17 protein-coding genes are annotated in these 18,964 nt (G+C 65.7%); 2 read left to right on the top strand and 15 right to left on the bottom strand.

Features of this window, described 5'->3' with window-relative positions:
• Positions 1 to 13: 13 nt before the first annotated feature.
• Together E9232_RS34125 and E9232_RS34130 are read right to left on the bottom strand one after the other, a co-directional pair.
• A complete protein-coding gene (locus E9232_RS34125) occupies positions 14 to 1,108 on the bottom strand; it encodes a Gfo/Idh/MocA family protein (RefSeq protein WP_309801784.1) in 1,095 nt (364 codons plus the stop codon).
• Between the two features lie 310 nt (positions 1,109 to 1,418).
• Positions 1,419 to 1,982 (bottom strand): TetR/AcrR family transcriptional regulator, encoded by a 564-nt coding sequence (locus E9232_RS34130; protein WP_309801785.1) that lies wholly within the window; start codon positions 1,980 to 1,982, stop codon positions 1,419 to 1,421.
• A gap of 33 nt (positions 1,983 to 2,015) precedes the next feature.
• Between E9232_RS34130 and E9232_RS34135 the strand changes: the two genes are divergently transcribed.
• Complete coding sequence (locus E9232_RS34135; RefSeq protein ID WP_309801787.1) at positions 2,016 to 3,530, top strand: amidase; 1,515 nt, start codon at positions 2,016 to 2,018, stop codon at positions 3,528 to 3,530.
• An 88-nt stretch (positions 3,531 to 3,618) separates the two neighbouring features.
• Here the strand turns inward: E9232_RS34135 and arfA are convergent, their stop codons facing one another.
• The 6 genes from arfA to E9232_RS34165 form a co-directional block, all read right to left on the bottom strand.
• Positions 3,619 to 5,169, bottom strand: a complete 1,551-nt coding sequence (gene arfA / locus E9232_RS34140; RefSeq protein ID WP_309801789.1) for an arabinosylfuranosidase ArfA — start codon at positions 5,167 to 5,169, stop codon at positions 3,619 to 3,621.
• Between the two features lie 33 nt (positions 5,170 to 5,202).
• Positions 5,203 to 6,048: an ABC transporter ATP-binding protein gene (locus tag E9232_RS34145; RefSeq protein WP_309801791.1), complete on the bottom strand. Its 846-nt coding sequence runs from the start codon at positions 6,046 to 6,048 to the stop codon at positions 5,203 to 5,205.
• Positions 6,045 to 7,109 (bottom strand): ABC transporter ATP-binding protein, encoded by a 1,065-nt coding sequence (locus tag E9232_RS34150; RefSeq protein WP_309801792.1) that lies wholly within the window; start codon positions 7,107 to 7,109, stop codon positions 6,045 to 6,047. The genes E9232_RS34145 and E9232_RS34150 overlap by 4 nt, the downstream gene beginning before the upstream one ends.
• Complete coding sequence (locus E9232_RS34155; protein ID WP_309801793.1) at positions 7,106 to 7,975, bottom strand: ABC transporter permease; 870 nt, start codon at positions 7,973 to 7,975, stop codon at positions 7,106 to 7,108. The genes E9232_RS34150 and E9232_RS34155 overlap by 4 nt, the downstream gene beginning before the upstream one ends.
• Entirely contained in the window at positions 7,975 to 8,979 is a 1,005-nt protein-coding gene (locus E9232_RS34160) for an ABC transporter permease (protein WP_309801794.1), read from the bottom strand. Before E9232_RS34160 ends, E9232_RS34155 begins: the two co-directional genes overlap by 1 nt.
• A gap of 62 nt (positions 8,980 to 9,041) precedes the next feature.
• Positions 9,042 to 10,835 carry an ABC transporter substrate-binding protein gene (locus E9232_RS34165; RefSeq protein ID WP_309801795.1) on the bottom strand — a complete coding sequence of 598 codons (1,794 nt, stop codon included), beginning with the start codon at positions 10,833 to 10,835 and terminating at the stop codon, positions 9,042 to 9,044.
• A 249-nt stretch (positions 10,836 to 11,084) separates the two neighbouring features.
• Between E9232_RS34165 and E9232_RS34170 the strand changes: the two genes are divergently transcribed.
• Positions 11,085 to 12,023 (top strand): ArsR/SmtB family transcription factor, encoded by a 939-nt coding sequence (locus tag E9232_RS34170; RefSeq protein WP_309801797.1) that lies wholly within the window; start codon positions 11,085 to 11,087, stop codon positions 12,021 to 12,023.
• A 20-nt stretch (positions 12,024 to 12,043) separates the two neighbouring features.
• Here E9232_RS34170 and E9232_RS34175 read toward each other — a convergent pair whose 3' ends face one another.
• The 7 genes from E9232_RS34175 to E9232_RS34205 form a co-directional block, all read right to left on the bottom strand.
• A complete protein-coding gene (locus E9232_RS34175; RefSeq protein WP_309801799.1) occupies positions 12,044 to 12,895 on the bottom strand; it encodes a sugar phosphate isomerase/epimerase family protein in 852 nt (283 codons plus the stop codon).
• A gap of 66 nt (positions 12,896 to 12,961) precedes the next feature.
• Positions 12,962 to 13,723, bottom strand: coding sequence for a type 1 glutamine amidotransferase domain-containing protein (locus E9232_RS34180; protein ID WP_309801802.1), 762 nt, complete (start codon positions 13,721 to 13,723; stop codon positions 12,962 to 12,964).
• Between the two features lie 3 nt (positions 13,724 to 13,726).
• Positions 13,727 to 14,227 carry a hypothetical protein gene (locus tag E9232_RS34185; RefSeq protein WP_309801804.1) on the bottom strand — a complete coding sequence of 167 codons (501 nt, stop codon included), beginning with the start codon at positions 14,225 to 14,227 and terminating at the stop codon, positions 13,727 to 13,729.
• Positions 14,224 to 15,312, bottom strand: coding sequence for an ABC transporter ATP-binding protein (locus tag E9232_RS34190; RefSeq protein ID WP_309801805.1), 1,089 nt, complete (start codon positions 15,310 to 15,312; stop codon positions 14,224 to 14,226). Before E9232_RS34190 ends, E9232_RS34185 begins: the two co-directional genes overlap by 4 nt.
• A 2-nt stretch (positions 15,313 to 15,314) precedes the next feature.
• Positions 15,315 to 16,259, bottom strand: coding sequence for a carbohydrate ABC transporter permease (locus tag E9232_RS34195; protein WP_309801806.1), 945 nt, complete (start codon positions 16,257 to 16,259; stop codon positions 15,315 to 15,317).
• 2 nt (positions 16,260 to 16,261) lie between these two features.
• A complete protein-coding gene (locus tag E9232_RS34200) occupies positions 16,262 to 17,320 on the bottom strand; it encodes a carbohydrate ABC transporter permease (RefSeq protein ID WP_309801808.1) in 1,059 nt (352 codons plus the stop codon).
• 166 nt (positions 17,321 to 17,486) lie between these two features.
• Positions 17,487 to 18,920: an extracellular solute-binding protein gene (locus E9232_RS34205; protein WP_309801809.1), complete on the bottom strand. Its 1,434-nt coding sequence runs from the start codon at positions 18,918 to 18,920 to the stop codon at positions 17,487 to 17,489.
• Positions 18,921 to 18,964: the final 44 nt, after the last annotated feature.

Here is an 18,964-nt window from a genome sequence, read left to right on the forward strand (position 1 = left end):
GTTGTCCTTGGTGTCAGGCGCCGAATTCCGCCAGGCGGACGGCGCGCTTTTCCGTGAGCGAGCGGTAGGCGGCCTCGACCAGCGCCATGGTGCGGACGTTGTCGGCCGCGCTCAGCAGCGGCGGCTCGCTGGTCTTCACCGCGTATTGCAGCTGCTCCATCACGCCCTTGAAGGCGTGCGGGAACCACATCGTGTCCCAGCTTGGCCGCACCCAGCTGCCGCCGGTCTCCGGCGCGCAATAGGCCAGGGTGCTGGGGCTGCCCTTCGGATAGTCCGGCCAGCCGATGGTGCCCTGGGCCAGGCCCTCCGTCCCCTCGACCCGCCATTTGATGTAGATGTCGCTCTCGAAGCCCTCGGCGCGCGGACCGGACCACACATCCTCCAGGCTCACCGCCATCAGCCCGCCCGGGAAGGACAGGGTGGAGCAGCAGATGCCGTCGCGATGCGGGAAGCGGGTGCGCGGGTCGGTCCGCGCCGCGGTGTAGATCTCGACCGGGTCGCCGAACAGGAAGCGAAGCACGTCGAGATGGTGGATGCTCATGTTGAGCAGGGTCAGCCGGCCATAGGCCTCGAGGAAGGGCTGCCAGTGCGGGATCGCCCGCATCTCGATCGTCGCCAGCACCGGCGTGCCCAGGGCGCCGCGGTCGAGCAGTTGCTTCAGCACCCGCATCGACTGGTCGAAGCGCATGTTCTGGTTGACCGACAGGATCTTGCCGGCCGCCGCGGCCTCCGCGGCCAGGCGCTGCGCCTCGGCATGGTCCATCGCCATCGGTTTCTGCGCCAGGATCGCCCGGATGTGCGGCTGGCGCAGCGCATGACGGATCAGGTCCGGCTGCTGGTCGGGCGGAAAGGCGATGTCCAGGATCTCGACCTCGCGGTCCTCGATCAGCGCCGCCGGCGTGTCGTGGACGCGGGGGATGTCCCAGCGCGCCGCCACCGCCCGCGCCTTGTCCGGGTTGCGGCTGGCGATGGCGACGACCGGGAAGCCCGCCTCGCGATACGCCGCCAGATGCACATCCGCCATGATGAACCCGGCCCCGATCGCGCCGATGCGGTGGTCGCGGCAACGAATCTCGGGGTCGGGCACAAAACCCGACGGCACGGACATGGCGGCCTCCCTGACGCATTTTGAGGTACGTTACCGGACGTATACTTGGCGTCAAGTGGGAAACGCTTTGGCAAACCTAACGATGATGGAGGCCTATCCTGACGTACGTTACCGGGATGACGTCTCCGGACGCGCATGGCTTTTGACAGGGCGTCCTGGTTGGAGGGCGGACATCGCTGGCCAATAGCCGAAATCGACGGCTATGCGCCCGACCAAGTCATGTCGCGGCAGCAGCAGGCTGGGGCGTCAATCGTTTCATCTCGAGGGACGGCACCGGCCATCGGCCGATGGACGACGGAGACAGGCGGGCTCAGGGGATGAGGCCGCTGCCTCGGTAGGTCGCGACGATCCCTTCGTAGATCGACACGTCACCGCGGCTGCGGGCGACGAGCTGCGCGCCCTCGACCGCCGCGAAGATCGCGCGGGCGCGATGCCGGACGGCATCGGGATCGGTGGTGCCGATCTTTGCCAGCACCCGGGCGATCCAGTCCTCGTTCATCGCTCCGAACTTGACCACTTCGGTCCGCACTTCGTCCGGCAGTTCCTTGTGCTCGGCGGCCATGATACCGGCGAGGCACATCCGGTTGTCGTTGCGGAGCGTGTCGCGGAAGACGTCGGTGTAGCGCACCAGGCAGGTCCGGGGGTCGAGGCCGTCGGCCAGCAGGCCGTCCAGATACTCGGCGAAATCGGAGGTGTAGCGATCCGCCAGCGCCCCCCCCAGTTCGCCCTTGGTCGGGAAATAATGGTGGATGCTGGCGCTCTTGATGCCGACGTCCTTCGCCAGCTCGCGGAAGCTGAGGCCGCTATAGCCGCGATCCTGCACGGTCAGCCGTGCCGCCGCCATAATCCGCTCCCGGGTGTCGCCCGCTGCCATCGCATCCTCCATCTACCTGACGATAAATAGGCGTTGACATCGGGAAAGGGAAGGCCCAGCTGTGGCGAGCGAGTTGTTTACCTGTCGTCAGGTAGACAGGATTTTTCCCACAGGAAACCGATCATGCCCGATGTGAAGATCAGCGAAACGAACCCGATCCACTACCAGGACGCGACGACGCTCGCGGCGCTCATCCGGACGAAGGAGGTCTCGTCCCGCGAGGTCGTGCAGGCGCATATCGACCGTGTCGCGGCGGTGAACCCGCGGATCAACGCCGTCGTCACGCTGATGGCCGCGGATGCGCTAGCGGCGGCGGATGCGGCCGACAAGGCCGTCGCCGACGGCGCCGATCTCGGCCCACTGCATGGCGTGCCGTTCTCGATCAAGGATGCGCTGGACACCGCCGGTGTCCTCACCCAGCGCGGCTCGAAGCTGTTCGCGGGCCATGTCCCCACCACCGATGCCACCGCGGTGGCCCGCTACAAGGCCGCGGGCGGCATCCCGCTGATGAAGACCAACCTCCCCGAGTTCTCGGCCTGGACGGAAACCGACAACCTCCTCACCGGCCGCACCAACAACCCCTGGAATCTGGCTCGCACGCCCGGCGGGTCCTCGGGCGGGGAGTCCGCGGCCATCGCCGCCGGCCTGTCGCCGATCGGCATCGGCAGCGACGTCGCGATCTCGGTGCGCGGCCCCGCCGCCTTCACCGGCATCGCGGCGCTCAAGGCGACGCAGGGCCGCGTTCCCTACACCGGCCATTATCCCTCGATCATCCGGCGCTGGTGGCATGTCGGCGCGATGGCGCGCACGGTCGGCGATGTCGCGCTCGGCTATTCGATCCTGAAGGGGCCGGACGGCGTCGACGGCTACGCCGTCCATCCGCGTGATGCGGACGCCGGTGCCAGCCGGATCCCCGGCAGACCGCTGCGCATCGGCTGGGTTGCGGATGCCGCCTTCGGCCCGGTCGACCCCGAGATCGTCGCGGCCGTCGCTTCGGCCGCCAGCCGGCTGGCCGATCTGGGGCACGAGGTGGAACCGGTGACCCTGCCCTTCCTCGGCAACCCGCTCGGTGCGCTGATGACGCTGATCTATGCTGAGATCGTGCCCTCGATCAAGGCGCTCGCAGCAGGGCGCGAGGGCGAACTTCATGCGATCGGAGCCGGCATCGTCGGCATGGCAGATCCGGCCTTCGCCGACTTCCTCGCCGCCGAGGCGCAGGGCGAAGACCTCCGGTCCGCCTTCGCCGGCTTCTTCGAGAGATACGACGTCCTGCTGACACCGGTGAACCCGATGACGGCCACCCCGCACGGCGCACAGGAGCTTGTCGTGGGTGGCGTGACGGTGCCTTGGACCCATGTCATGGCCGCGACGTCGCCGTTCAACCTGACCGGGCTGCCCGCCCTTTCGGTGCCCTACGCCTTCAGTTCGGAGCAGCTGCCGATCGGCATCCAGCTCGTCGGCAAATGGCTGGACGAGGCGACGCTCCTGCGGCTCGGCGCGATGCTGGAGCGCAAGGGCGGCCTCGGCGACCGGCACCCGGCGCTGTGACGGAAAGGAAGGGGCGTCCCCGACGCCCCTTCCAAACGACTGCCTCTGCGCCCTGCAGGCGACGATCCCGCCGAAGGCGGGCTCGCCTTCATTCCGAAGCCACCAGCCGGATCACATTCCAGGATGCGGGCGCGAGCGTGGCCACGACCCGGCCGCCGTCGACGCGCACCCCGGCCAGAGGGGCGGGCCTGACCCGGTCCGGCGCCTCCTTGGTGTTGGTGGCGGAAAGGTCGTCGTGGCGCATCTCCAGCGCCTCGACCAATTCGAGATCGCCGAAGCCGCGCGCATCGATCTGGATCGGCATCGGCTGGTCGAGATGGCGGTTGAGCACGAACAGCGTCACCGCCCGGCCCGCTTCGTCATGGACGGCGGCGAGCTTGGCGTAGGGCACGGCGGGCAGCGGGAAGGTCAGATCGGCGGTGCCGCGGGGATCGTAATAGGTGGCGGCATAGGTCGGCGATACCAGGTTCGCGCGCAGCACTTGGCCGCGGCCGAAATTGCTGAAATGCGCGAAGGGGTGGAAGATCGTCTGCCGCCAGGCCGGGCCGCCGGTTTCCGTCATGATCGGCGCGATGGCGTTCACCAACTGGGCGAGGCAGGCGCTGCGCACGCGGTCGGCGTGGTTGAGGAGCGAGATGCAGGCCCCGCCGAAGGCGAGCGCATCCTTCATGGTGTAGACCTCCTCGAGGATGTTCGGCGCCACCGGCCAGCCGAGCTTGGTGCGGCCCTCGCTCTTGCGGCGGGTGCGGTACCAGACGTTCCATTCGTCGAAGCTCAACATGATGCGCTTCGACGAGCGTCGCCGGGCCGCCACCGCGTCCGCGATCGCGACCACCTCATCGATGAAGGAATCCATCAGGTCGGGGCTTGCGAGGAAGGCCGCCGTGTCGCCGGCATAGTCGTTGAGATAGGTGTGCAGCGAGATGAACTCGACATGCTCGAAGGTGTGTTCGAGCACCGTGTCCTCCCATTCGCCGAAGGTCGGCATGGTGCGGGCGGACGAGCCGCAGGCGGCGAGTTCGATCGACGGATCGACCCATCTCATCAGCTTGGCGGCCTCGGTGGCGATGCGGCCGTACTCCACCGCCGTCTTGGTCTCCATCTGCCAGGGACCATCCATCTCGTTGCCGAGGCACCAGAACTTCACGTCGTGCGGCTCCGGCCAGCCGTGGTCGCGGCGAAGGTCCGAGAGTTCCGTGCCGCCGGGAAAGTTGCAGTATTCGACGAGCCGGCGCGCGGCTTCGCCGTCACGCGTGCCGAGATTGACCGCAAGCATCGGCTCGATGCCGGCCGCCCGGCACCAGTCGATGAACTCGTTGGTGCCGAAGGCGTTGGTTTCGGTCGACATCCAGGCGAGGTCGAGCCGGCGCGGGCGCTTCTCGACCGGCCCCACGCCGTCCTCCCAATTGTAGCCCGAGACGAAATTGCCGCCGGGATAGCGCATGGTCGTGGGGGCCAGTTCACGCACCAGGTCGAGCACGTCGGTGCGGAAGCCCTTGGCGTCGGCGCTCGGATGCCCGGGTTCGTAGAGGCCGCCATAGACGCAGCGTCCGAGGTGCTCGACGAAGGCGCCGAACAGGCGACGATCGGTCTCGCCGATGGTGAAGGTGCGATCGATGGTGGCCGTGACGGTCTGCATGGAAGGCTCCGGGGAAGCGACGGATGGAATGGGTCAGGCCGCCGGCTGGGGCCTGGGTTCGGCGGGCATCTCGTCCCGCCAGGCGTTGCCGACGGGCAGGACCGCCTGCAGCAATTTGATGGAATAGGGGTGGCTCGGCGCATCGAGCACGGCGCGCGCCGGGCCGCTCTCCACGACCTCGCCCTTCTCCATGATGATCAGCCGGTCGCTGATGTAGTAGGCGGTGGCGAGGTCGTGGGTGATGTAGACGATCGACACGCCGAACGTGTCGCGCAGCGTCCTGAACATGTTGACGATCGTCATGCGCAGCGAGGCGTCGATCATGGAGACGGGCTCGTCGGCCACCACCAGCGCGGGCTCGGGCACGAGCGCCCGGGCAATGGCGACGCGCTGCAGCTGGCCGCCCGACATCTCGTGCGGGAAGCGGCCGCGCACCTCGGCGAGCGACAGGCCGACCTTGCGCAGCGCCGCATCCGCCAGTCCCTCGACGTCGGCGCGCGTCCTGGCGCCACAGAAGCGGCGCGCGGCCAGATAGAGGTAGCGGTCGAGACGCTTCAGCGGGTTGAAGGCCTCGAACGGGTTCTGAAACACCGGCTGGACCTCGCCCATGAAGGCCAGCCGGTCGCGGCGGCTCCTGATGGTGGCGAGGTCGCGGCCCCGAAACAGGATGGAGCCGCTGCTGGGCTGGACGCTGTTCAGGATCATGCGGGCGAGGGTCGATTTGCCCGAACCGGACTCCCCGATGATGGTGAAGACCTCCGGACGCTCGCTCGTGAGCGAAAAATCCACGCCGGCGACGGCCCGCACGACATGGCGTCCGAAGAGGCCGCCGGAGGTGTAGGTCTTGCTCGCCTGACGGACTTCGAGAAGGGCGGTCATGAAAGCCTTCGTCCTTCCGCATGCGCCTTGGCGACATGGCAGGCGACCCGGTGGCCGGGCTCCAGCTCCTCCATCGGCGGCGACGCCTCGCGGCACAGGCCGACGGCGGAAGGGCAGCGGGGATGGAAGCGGCAGCCTGTCGGCGGATCGGCGAGGCTGGGCGGCGCGCCGGGCAGGCCGGTCTTCCTCATGTCGTCGCCGAGCCGCGGCAGGCTCGCGATGAGATGCGCCGTGTAAGGGTGGAGCGGACGCTGGAAGACCTTGCGGGTCGGCCCCTCCTCCACCAGGCGGCCGGCATACATGATGCCCAGCCGGTCGGTGAGGTTGGCGTGCACCGCCATGTCGTGGGTGACGAACAGGATGGATGAACCCATCTCCTGCTGGACCTCGCGGAGCATGGCAAGCACGTCTTTCTGCACCACGACGTCCAATGCGGTCGTCGGCTCGTCGGCGATGATGAATTCCGGCCGGCAGATGGTGGCCAGCGCGATGGTCAGGCGCTGACGCATGCCGCCCGACAGCTCGTGCGGATAGGCGTCGAGCACCCGAGGGTCGAGCGAAAGACGACCGAGATGGCGCTCGACGGTCGTCAGGAAATCACGGCGGCTGCCGCCGAGGTGCCGCGCGGCGAAATCGACGAAGGTGCTGCGGATCCGGCGCACCGGGTTGAGCACATTCATCGAGCCCTGCGTCACATAGGACAGTCGGCTCCAGCGGATGGCGGCGACCTGGGCCGGAGACATCGCGTAGATGTCCTGACGGCCGTCCTCGAAGGTGAAGGCCACCGTCCCGCCGACCACATTGAGCGGCGGGCGGATGGCCCTTGCGATCGTCTTGATCAGCGTGGATTTGCCGGAGCTGGATTCCCCGGCCAGCCCGTAGATCTCATTGCGGCGGATGGTGAAGGTGACGTCGTCGACGGCGCGGACTTCGCGGCTGATGCCGAAGAACCGCATCTGGTAGTAGGCCTTGAGGCCCGAGACTTCGAGCAGCGGCGCCGTGGCGGCGGGGCTGCCGACCGACCGTCCCGGCCCTGGATGGACGTCCGGGGCGAGGCTCATGCGCCGCCTCCCATCCGGGCGAGCCGGCTGCGCGGATCGATGTACTCGTTCATCGAGATCGCGAGCAGGAAGAGCCCGACGAACAGCATGATCACCAGCGCGATCGGGAAGGCGACCCACCACCAGACGCCGGAGACGAGCGCGGCATGCTGGTTGGCCCAGTAGATCATCCCGCCGATCGTCGGCGTGTTGATGTCGGTGAAGCCGAGCACCGACAGCGTGACTTCGATGCCGATCGACCAGTTGATGTTGTTCATCGTGGTCGAGAACAGGATCGGCAGGACGAAGGGGAGATGGTCCTGGACCAGGATCTGGCGCGTGCTGGCCCCCGAGAAATACGCCTGGCTGGTGAACTCGCGGGTTCTGAGGCTCATCGCCATGGCGCGGATCAGCCGCGCGTCATAGGCCCAGCCCAAGGCGGCCGTGATGAGGGCGAGCGACGTCCAGCTCATGGCATCGCGCATGATGAAGTAGAACAGGATGAGGATCGGGAAGAACGGGATGACGATGAAGGTGTCGTTGATCGACATCAGCACCCGATCGACCCATCCGCCCTTGTAGCCGGCCAGCAGCCCGACCACGAGCGAGATGATCCGGCTCAGCACCGCGACCGTGATGCCGAAGCTGAGCGTGTTGCGGATGGCGACGGTCAATTGCCAGAACACGTCCTGGCCGCGCGAGCTCGTGCCGAAGATGAAGTCCCATGACGGCGGCGCGTCCGGCGCCACGACATAGACGTCGAGCGGCGGATAGGGCGACACGAAGGACAGCAGCGCCATGAGGACGACGATGCCGACCAGGACGAGGCCCGCGGCGAATTCGAAATTATAGCGGATGAGGTCGCGGAAGACGGCGAAGCCTTGCATCAACGTGCCTCCACGCGCGGATCGATCAGGGGATAGAGCAGATCGATCAGCAGGACCGCGGCGGAGACGGCGATGATCGAGACCGAGGTGATGCCGAGCACGAGGCTGTAGTCGCCCGCATGGACGCCGCTGATGAGCAGCGAGCCGAGGCCGGGATAGCCGAACACCTGTTCGGTGATGATGGCCCCGTTGAAGATGGCGCCGAGCTGGAGCGCCAGCCCCGTGACCTGGGGGCCCAACGCGTTGCGCATCACGTAGGAGGTCAGGATGGTGCGGGGCCTGACGCCCCCGAGCTCGGCATAGGTGACGTAGTCCTCCGTCACGATGTTGGACACGAGCGAGCGCATGCCCATGAACCAGCCGCCGATGCCGACCGCCATGAGCGAAAGGGACGGCAGCACCGAATGCAGCAGCACATCCAGCGCGAAGCCGAAGGTGTCCCCGCGGTTGGCGTTCATGCTGGCCCCGCCGCTGATCGGCAGGATCGGCCAGAGAAAGCCGAAGATGATCAGGAGGACGAAGGCGATGATGTAGTAGGGAATGGGGTGGACGCCCATCGACACGATGCCGAGCAGCTTCAGGAAGCGGTTTCGCCTGTAGTAGCCGGCAAGGCCGCCGATAAAGTTGCCGATGATCCAGGTCATGATCGTCGAGGCGAGGAGAAGCCCGACCGTCCAGGGCATGGCCCGCCAGATCAGGGTGGACACCGGCGTCGGGAAGGCGGAGAGCGAGGGACCGAAGTCGCCGACCACCACCCGCCTCCAGAACGAGATGTATTGCTCGATCGGCGATCCCTCGAGACCGTAGAGCTGGCGCAGCGAGACACGCATCATCTCGATCGCCTCCGGGCTGGTCACGCCGAAGGAGGTGGCGGCCGAAATGCTCTGTTCGACGGGGTCGATCGGTGTCGAATGGGTGATGACATAGGTGATGTTCACGCCGATGAAGACGACGACCACGAACTGCACGAGCCGTTTGGCGAGGTAGGCGAGATAGGATTTCATGGTCCGGTCATCGGTTTGCCCGCGGCGCCCGTCGGCCGGGCGCCGCGTGGCCTTCGCGGAACTCAGGGCTGGGTCGGCTTCAGCCGCACCATCATCAGCCGCGAATTGCCCCAGTTCGGCACCGGATCGGTGTAGGGGTCGTCGGCCGTCGGATAGCCGGTCCAGTAGGTCGTATCCATGGCCGTGAAGACGTTGTAGGCCATCAGCGGGATGATCGGCATCTCGCGCACCATGAACTTGGCATAGTCGCGCCCGAGTTCGACCGTCTTCGGATCCTCGAAGGAGACGGTGCGGATCTGCTCGATCAGCTTGTCGAGCTCCGGGCTCTTCAGACGCTGCCAGTTGCGCGGCGACTGGGTCTTGCCTGCCGGTGCCACGAACTGGGAATGCCAGCTGTCGAGGAAGAAGGCGAGATCGGGGTGGCCGCCATAGCTCTCGACACTCCAGCCGATGAAGGTGTCGAAGTCACCGGCGCCGCGCCGGTCGAGCATGTTGGTGCCCTGCGCCACGTCGATCTTGGCGTCGATGCCGAACTGCCGCCACTCCTGGGCGATCATGGTGCCCGCCCGCGTCATCACCGGCCGGGAGTCACCCTCGACCATGATCTTGACCGAGAAGGGCTTGCCGTCCGGCGTGTACCAGGCATCGCCACGCTTGGCGAAACCGGCGCGTTCGAGAAGCTCGGCCGCCGCCGTCGGGTTCGGCTTCCACCAGCCGTAGCCGAAGGAGCGCGCGATGTCGGCGGGATCGGTCGGGATCTGGTCCCCCATCGACGGACGCAGCATCGCGGCGATCTGCGCGCCCATGGTGGGATCGTAGGGCTTGATCTTCTCCTTGCCGGTATCGAGCTCGAAGTCGGCCAGCCATTCCTGCAGCGGCTTGTGATAGTCGTCCGGATGGGTGCCCGTCGGCGGGATGCCGATGGCCGAGATCGTCGCGGCGCCGCGGTAGGAGGCCATCGAGACGGCCCTGATGTCGATGAGCAGGGCCAGCGCCCAGCGCACGTCACGATTCTGGAAGGTCGGATTCTGCAGGTTGAAGATCACCGACGGCAGGGTCGGATCCGGGTGCCCGAACGGAAAGCCCTTGAACCAGGTCTTCAGCGACTTCGATTGCTTGGCGAGGGTGAACATGCCCTCCGGCGCGACGTCGTGAATGACATCGAGATCGTGGTTGAGCTGGGCGATCACGCGCTTGTCGGGCGGGCCGGGATCGATATAGGCGACGTATTTCGGCCCGGGCTTGCCATAGCGGCCCAGCGTCGTGCGCTGCCAATCGTCGCGCAGCTGCCAGATGAACCACTTGCCGTCAGGGTCGTAGCTGTAGAGCGTATAGGCACCCAGAGAAACCGGCTTGTTGAAGTCGAACCGCAGCGGGTCGGGCGCCTTCTCGAAGACATGCTTCGGCATCATCCAGATGGCGTTGAACCGTACGGTGAACAGGGCGTGGAAGCGGGAGTTCGGCTTCTTCAGCTTGAAGACGACCGTCTGCGGATCCACCTTGCGCACGCTGTCGACATTGAGGGAAAGCAGGGCACTCCAACGCATGCCCGGATGATTGATCTGGGTCTCGACGGTATAGACGAGGTCGTCGGCCGTGAACTCGACACCGTCGCTCCAGTAGATCCCCGGCCGCAGCTTCACGGTCATTTCCGTGAAGTCGGCATTGTAGATGGGCTTTTCGGAGGCCAGGGAATTCTCCCACGATCCGTCGAGCCCGCGTTCCGGGTCGATGTACCAGAGGGTGTCGAGCGCGAGCTGGTGCAGGCCCGTATACTGCCCGCCGGCATTGATGGCCCAGATGTTGAACCAGCCGGGGTTCTTGATCGTCCCTTCGGGATTTTCGAGGATGAGCATCTCGCGGCGGGGCAGATCCGAGATCGTGCCCTGGGCGAAAGATCCGACGGTGCTTGCGACGAGGCCAGCGAACGCAAGCAGGAGCAGCTTGATGGCGCGCATTGATGTCCTCCCTGACCGGTTCTGTGACCGGCTCGTCGGGAGTGAAGCCCCATCCGATCTATTCGTCAATGATTTTGATATATACCAAAATCATGGATATAAAGATCGAGCCGTTACCGCTTTTCAACTCCGAAGGATGATTGGCAATTGGACGTTCCACAGCGCCGGCTGCTGACACTGACCGCCAGCGAGGACGGCGAAACGCTGGAGGCGCTCGCTTCGCCCGCGCGACTGGCCATGCTGAGACTCCTGCGTCAGCGCGGGCCGCTGAATGTGAACCAGATCAGCAGCGAACTCGGACTGCCCCAGTCCACGGTCGCGATCAACGTGCAGAAATTGGAACGCGCCGAGCTGATCCGCACCGAAACCGTCAAGGCCAGCAAGGGGCAGCAGAAGGTCTGCTCCGTGCTCTACGACGAGATCACGGTGCGCCTCGATGATCCCGATGCCCTGCGGGATGACAGGATCATCGAGGTCGCGATGCCGATCGGCCTCTACACGACCTGCGAGGTCAGCGCACCCTGCGGGCTGTGCTCGTCGGAAGGCGTGCTCGGCCTGCTCGATGTTCCCGACCATTTCCTGGATCCGAACCGGATGAAGGCGTCCTTGATCTGGTTCGGCCGCGGCTTCGTCGAATACAAGTTCCCCAACAACGCCAAGGTGGTCGGGAAGGCGATCGAACAGCTCGAGATCACCATGGAGCTGTCGTCGGAAGTGCCCGGCACCAACAGCGACTGGCCGTCGGACATCACGCTGTGGATCAACCATGTCGCCGTCGCGACCTGGACGTCGCCGGGCGACTACGGCGACACCCGCGGCCGCTATACGCCGCGATGGTGGAAGCTTGCCGGCTCGCAATACGGCAAGCTGGTCACCTGGCGGGTCACCGATGAAGGGGCCTTCGTCGACGGCAGTCGAGCGTCCGGCGTGACGCTGAATCAGCTTCGCCTGAACGACCATCACGCGATCCGCCTCCGGATCGGCATCGATGAGAACGCCGAGCACCCCGGTGGCCTCAACATCTTCGGCCGGGGCTTCGGCAATCATGACCAGGATATCGTCATGCGCCTGCGTCTGCGCGCATGACGGTCCAACAGACGCATGGATCAGCCGCCCGCATCGGCCCAGCCCCGTCGCATGTGCGCGAAGCCTGACTGGTAGACGTCTTCCTTGTTCGGGAAGAAGTCGCGCCACACGCGGGTGGCGGCGGCGAGCGCCGGAACGGTGCGGCCGAAGGCCTCGATCGTCAGCCTGCCGTCATAGGCCGCGGCCCGCAGCGCCCTATAGGTCGGCCCCCACGCCACATGACCCCTGCCCGGCGTGCCGCGGTCGTTCTCCGAGATATGGACATGGATCATGTGGCGGCTGATGGTGCCGATCGCGGCGACCGGGTCCTTCTCCTCGATATTGGCGTGGAAGGTGTCGTACATCCCCTTCACGGCGGGATGGTCGACCTCGTCCAGATAGTCGGCCAGCTGATCCATCGTGTTGAGGAAGTAGCATTCGAAGCGGTTCAGCGCCTCGAGGGCGAAGCGCACGCCGTGGCGCTGGGCGTGGTCGCCGGCGCGGCGGTTGAATTCGATGCCGCGCCGGCGCTCCTCGGCCGAAGGGCCCTGGCCGGTGAAATGGCCGAGCTGCGAATGCATCGGGCCGGCGACGATCGATCCTCCGAGCGCCTTGCTGCAGTCGACGACCCACCGCGCCCGCTCCACCGCCGCCGCCCGCTCCGACCGGTCGTCCGAGAGGCAGTTGTGCCCGGCCCCCAGCACGCTCACGGCCGTGACGTCGAAGCCCAGCGCCGCCAGCCGTTCCCCGAGCCTGGCGTAGTCGTCGGGCGCGCCTTCGAAGACCGGGACCTCCACGCTGTCATACCCCGTCTCCTTGAGCGCCTTCAGCAGCGGCGCGTGTTCGTCGGTGACGTGCCCCGTCCACAGCAGCAGGTTGAACCCGTACTTCATGCCCCTCCTCCCTCGGCCGTCGTGGATCGCCGGCCCGGTTCTTTCAGGCGAGACTGGCCGCGACGCTCACTGCGCCGCCGACGCCTGTCCCTTCACGGCCAGCAGCTGCTGCACCAGGGCCTGGACCAGCCGCGGCAGGTCATAGGGGAAGCGCGCGGTGATCAGGTTGCCGTCGATCACGCAGGGTTCGTCGAGAACCACGGCGCCGGCATTCTCGAGGTCGATCTGGATGTTCCACACCGCGGTGGCTCGCTTGCCCTTGAGGATCCTGGCGCTGACCATCACCCATTGACCGTGGCAGATCGCGGTCGTCGGCTTGCCGGAGTCATACATGGCGCGGACGAAAGACAAGGCGTGCTTGTCCATGCGCAGCGCGTCGGGGTTCCAGCAGCCGCCGGGCAGCAGCACGGCATCGTAGTCTGCCGCCTTGGCCTCGTCGGTGTAGCGGTCGATCTTCAGCCAGCCCGCATTTTCCATCAGGCGGATGGCGAGGACGTGGGTGGCGCATTGCGGCGGAAAGCGCAGCCCGAGCGTCGGGTCGAATTCGCCGATGCGCGGCGAGACGATGTGGACCGTGGCCCCATGCTCGGTCAGCCAGCGGTGGGCGCCCAGGATCTCCACCTCCTCGACGCCGTTGGTGCAGCAGATGGCGACCCGCTTGCCCTTGAGCAGGGTCGGATCGGAGGGCGGGGCGAACAGGAAGCTGTTGAGCTCCCGGTTCAGCTCGCCATCCGCCGTCGCCAGCAGCTCGGTGGAGATGGACGGGACCGGCGAGGTGGACGTCAGCTGCTGCATCCGCTGGACGAGGGCGGCTTGATTAAGGCTCATTTTTCACTCTCCCGGAGATGTTGAAGGATGGTGCTCGCCGGATCCTTCCTCGCTCCCCGTCCTCCGGCGCCCCTGCAGCATCAACGCGCAGCCCAGGACGCCGGCGATGGCCGCGACCGTCCAGGTGAAGCCGTGCATGTACCAGGGCTTGGCGCTCAGCTGAGCCTTGCCGGAAAGGGTGCCGGGATCCGGCGGCTTGAGGAAGAACAGGCCGTAGAGATGCGCGGCGGCGATCGCGACCAGCAGGGTAAGGCAGAAGATCATGGCGACGATCATCGCCGCCTTCACCACCGACCGCTTCGGCACGCCGGGCTGCGCCATCGGCAGCAGGTTGTTCGCCAGCGCCGCCACGATGACGATGACGCCCCCGGCCGTGAACAGCGCAATGTCGAAGGGCTGGAAGATCAGCAGCAACGCGACGACGCCGAGTCCGATGATCGCGTATTCCAGCTTGCGCGCGCCTGCGGACGACAGCCCGCCATGGCCCTGGTCGTGCCGGCTCATGCGCGGACCGCCTTGCCATCCGCGGCGAAGATGTGGGTCTGCATGGGATCCGGAATCAGGTGGAGCGGTTCGCCGATCTTGACCTTCCTGTCACGCTGGACGACCACCCGGATGTCGCCACCGGCATTGGTCCGCGCATGGATGAGGGTCTCGGCGCCCATCGGCTCGATCAGCTCGGTCACGGCATCGATCGTGCCGGCGGTGTCCTGTGGCACGACGGTGAAGGCACGTGGGCGCACGCCGACCGTGACCCGTCCCGGCCCCAGGGCCGCCACGGCGGGGTTCACATGGAGGTCGACGTCCTGCTGGTCGAGGGTGACCGTCGCCTTGCCGTCGCCGTAGCCCTTGAGCTCCGCATCGATCAGATTCATCTGCGGCGTGCCGATGAAGCTCGCGACGAAGACATTGGCCGGCTTGGCGAAGACCTCGTGCGGACTGCCCACCTGCTCGATCATGCCGTCGCGCATGATCGCGATGCGATCCGCCATGGTCAGGGCTTCGAGCTGGTCGTGGGTGACGATGACCGTGGCCTTGGACAGGTTCGACAGCACCGCCTTGATCTGGCCGCGCATGGTGTGGCGCAGCTCCACATCCAGCCGCGACAGCGGCTCGTCGAACAGGAAGCAATTGGGATCGCGCACGATGGCGCGTGCGACGGCGACGCGCTGCTTTTCCCCTTCCGAGACCTGCCCCGGCATCCGGTCCAGGACATCACGCAGATGCAGGATGTCGGCCACCTTGCCGACGCGGGCGGCGACCTCCGCCTTACCGATGCCTTCGCGGTGCAGCGGCATGGCGATGTTCTCGCCGACCGTCAGCGCCGGATACAGCGCATAGAACTGGAAGACCATGGCGATATTGCGCTTCTGCGGCGACAGCTCGTTCATGCGCTGCCCCGCGATCACGATGTCGCCCGCCGTGGCCCGCTCCAGCCCCGCGATCATGCGCAGGGTCGTCGTCTTGCCGCAGCCCGACGGACCGAGCAGGCAGACGACCTCCCCCGCCGCCACCGACAGGTCGGCGTCGCGGACCGCGACGAACGGGCCGAACGCCTTGGTGATCCCTCGGATTTCGATGGTCGACATCGTTATTTCCTGACCGTGCCGAAGGTGACGCCGCGCAGCAGATGGTCCTGCAGGAAGAAGGTGACCAGGAAGACCGGGATCAGGAACAGCGTCTCGATCGCGGCCAGCAGCGTCCAGTCGGTGCCGCGGCCGCCGGAGGAGACGGCCTGGTTCATCGCCACCGGCACGGTGCGCGTGTCCGCGCCGGTCAGGAGCAGCGCGAACAGGAACTCGTTCCAGGTCAGGATCAGGCCGAACACGAAGGTCGCGGCCAGGCCGGCGACGACCTGCGGCAGGCAGATCTTCCAGAACACCCTGGCCTCGGACGAGCCGTCGATGCGGGCGGCGTCCTCGACATCGGTCGAGAGCTCGTCGAAGAAGCTCTTCATCATCCAGATGGTGAAGGCCAGGTTGAAGGCGGTGTAGAGCAGGATGATGCCGGGATAGGACCCGGACAGGCCGACGGCGCGGAACATCAGGATCACCGGAATGATGACGACGATGGCCGGCAGCATCCGCGTGGTCAGGATGATGAAGAGATAGGTGTCGTTGCCCTTGAGCGGGTAGCGCGAGAAGCCGTAGGCCGCCAGCGTGCCGAGGACGAGGGCCAGCAGGACCGAGACCGACGCGATCACGATCGAGTTGAAGAAGAAGCGGTCGAAGCCGGTCGCCTCCGGCTGCCCGCCGGTGGTCATCACCCGCGAGAACACCGAGCCGAAATTCTCCAGCGTCGGGGTGAAGACGAAGCGGTCGGGAATCAGGCCGAACAGCGAGGTCGGCGACAGCGTCGGCGGCACAGACAGCGCCAGTTCCTGCGGCTTGATCGCGGTGAAGATGATGAACAGCACCGGCAGGAAGTAGACCAGGCTGACGCCTGCCACGACCAGGGTGCGTCCCCAGCCGGCCTCCGCGACGCCGTGGCTCCGGCGAAACCCGATGCGTTCCCAGATGGATGGGCCGGACGCCATGGTCAGCTCTCCCCGTTCCGGCGATTGGCGAGATAGAGGTAGAGGTTGGTCAGGACGATCACCATGAACAGCATGATGTAAGAGATCGCCGCCCCCTCGCTGGTCTTGTTCTGCTCGTTGGCGACACGGATCAAATGGTACGAGATCGTCATCGTGTCGTTGCCGCCCTTGGTCAGGAGGATGACGAGGTCCGCCAGCTTGAACGCCTCGATGGTGCGGAACAGCAGCGCCAGCATCAGCAGCCCGCGGATATAGGGGAAGGTGATGGTCCAGAAGCGCCGCCAGGCGGAGACGCGGTCGATGGCGGCCGCCTCGTAGAGATATTTCGGCACGGAGACGAGCCCGGCCAGCACCAGCAGCATCACGAAGGGGGACCACATCCAGGCATCGGCGAAGACGATGCCGCCCACCGCGCCCGCCTTGCTGTCCATCAGGATGAACTGGCCGTCGGTGATGCCGTTCATCACATAGCTGAGGATGCCGAAGGTCGGATCGTAGTAATAGGTGAAGAACACGCCCGAAGCGACGACCGACAGCATCATCGGCGCCAATACCAGGATCAGCAGATACTTGCGCAGAGGGAACTGCTTGGCGAAGAGCATGGCCAGCAGGAAGCCGATAATCATCTGGGCCGCCACCGTGAGCACGACGAACATGGCCGTGTTGGTCAGGGCGTGCCAATTGTCGGCGGCGGCGATGTCGTTGGTGAGCACCTTGATGTAGTTGCCGAGCCCGACGAACCGGATTGACTGCTGGTTCGACTGATAGGCGAAGAACGAAAGCCCCAGCGACCACAGCAGCGGAAAGATGTTCATCGTGAACAGCACCGCAATGGCCGGCGCCACGAGCAGCCCGCCGTAGTAGTGGCGGCGGTAGGCGTTGACCGCGAACGCCGCGGCAACCAGCGCCGTCATGGCACCGACGATCCAGAAGGCGACGGTCGCGGGCAGCGCCGCCGCGGCGGCCGCGGAAACGACGATGCCCATGACGATGGCCAGCCGCCAGTTGTCGGCGGAGATCTCGAGAAATGCCGAGGACGTCCGGGCCCTAGGAGCTGACATGGTTGGCGTCACTGACATGGGCGCTCTCGATCACAGTTCTGCTTGGCGGATCCGGCCCTGACCGGCCGTCTTGCGGCGTCCGGTCGAGCCGTCCAATCGGCCGCCGGCCGCGGCCCGGGGCTGCTGCCGCTGGCCCGTGCGGCCGGCGGCAGCAGCCTTCGTCACATCACTGGATCAGGCCTGCTTCGGTCAGCAGGTTCTGCTGGAACTTGGCGATGTTGTCCAAGGTCGTCTTGGCGTCCTGCTTGCCGGTGATCGCGAGATCGAACTGATCCTGCTGCTCAGTCAGCAATTCGAAGAACTGGGGCACGTGCCACACGTCCTTCTGCCAGTCCAGCGACGGAGCCCAGGCCCGGTTCCAGGGGCGATAGGTCACGTATTTGGGATCCGAATACACCGATTTGATCGCCGACTGGCCGCCCGCCGCCGCGTATTGATGCTGAATGGCGGGCGAGAGCCACCATTTCACGAATTCCACGGCCTCCTTGATCTGGACGTCGGTGGTCCAGGTGGTCAGCACGAAGGGCTGTCCCCCGATATTGGACCAGCGCACCATCTTGCCGTCCGGGCCGATGGTCCCCGGCATCTGGCCGAACACCAGCTTGTCCACAACCTTCGAGGCCTTCGGATCGAGAGAGGCTTCCGCCAGCCCGATCCAGTCGACGTTCATGGCCACCTTGCCTTCGCGGAACAGCTCGTCCGACTTGAAGATGTCCATGGTGCCGGTCCTGGCCACCGGCGGCATGTATTCGATCAGGCCGAGATATTTCTCGAGAGCCTTCACCGCGATCGGCGAATTGACCACGCCTTCCGCCTGGCCTTTGGGAACCTGGGTTTCATCCCAGATGTCGCCGCCCATCTGCCAGATGAGGCCGTTGACCTGCATCGACGAGAAGTCGTACGCCTTGCCGGCCTGGAAGGCGATGCCGTAGAAATCGTCATCGGCGGGCTTGCCAGCCAGCATCTCGCCCTTCTTGCGCCGGAAGAACTCGCCGACGTTCCTGAAGTCGTCCCAGGTCATGGCGTCAATCTCTTCGCCCGTGCAGGGTAACTTCTTTTTGAATTTCGCCATGAAGTTCTTCTGCTCGGTCTCGTCGCAGAGGACGTCCTTGCGCCCGTAGGTGACCAGCACGTCGGGGAACTGCGGGAACCCGTAATAATTCTGGGATTTATAGGGGTAGGTCGCATAGGCGTTCAGCGGATTGGGATGGATCTCCATGAACGCCTTCTTGAAATCGGGGTCGGCGTCGAGAAGATCGTTGATCTTCCGGAAATAGCCGCCCTCAACGAAGGCACCCAGCCATTGCGAGTCGGATACGATGAAATTGTACTTCTGCTCGCCAGACGTGAGCGAGGCGTTCACGCGTGTGTAGAAATCGGGCCAAGGAATAAAATCAACATCCAGCTTCACGGTATTGCCAGACTTCGGTTTATATTGCTCGTCGAAGAACTTCTTCATGACGCGGGTGGGCGGCCAGTCAGGCACCGCCATCGACAGCGTGACCTCTTCGGCCAGGGCAAATCTGGCCGCACCCGTCATCAGGAGAGCGGCCAGTCCCGCCGCCACCACTACGCCCTTGATTTTCGTTGTCGCCACCATTTTCAGGTCTCCTCCCTTGTGTTTGTTGGAATTCTTGTTTTTTT

Origin of the sequence: Inquilinus ginsengisoli (assembly GCF_031453975.1) — a bacterium.
Taxonomy (GTDB): Bacteria; Pseudomonadota; Alphaproteobacteria; order DSM-16000; family Inquilinaceae; genus Inquilinus; species Inquilinus ginsengisoli_A.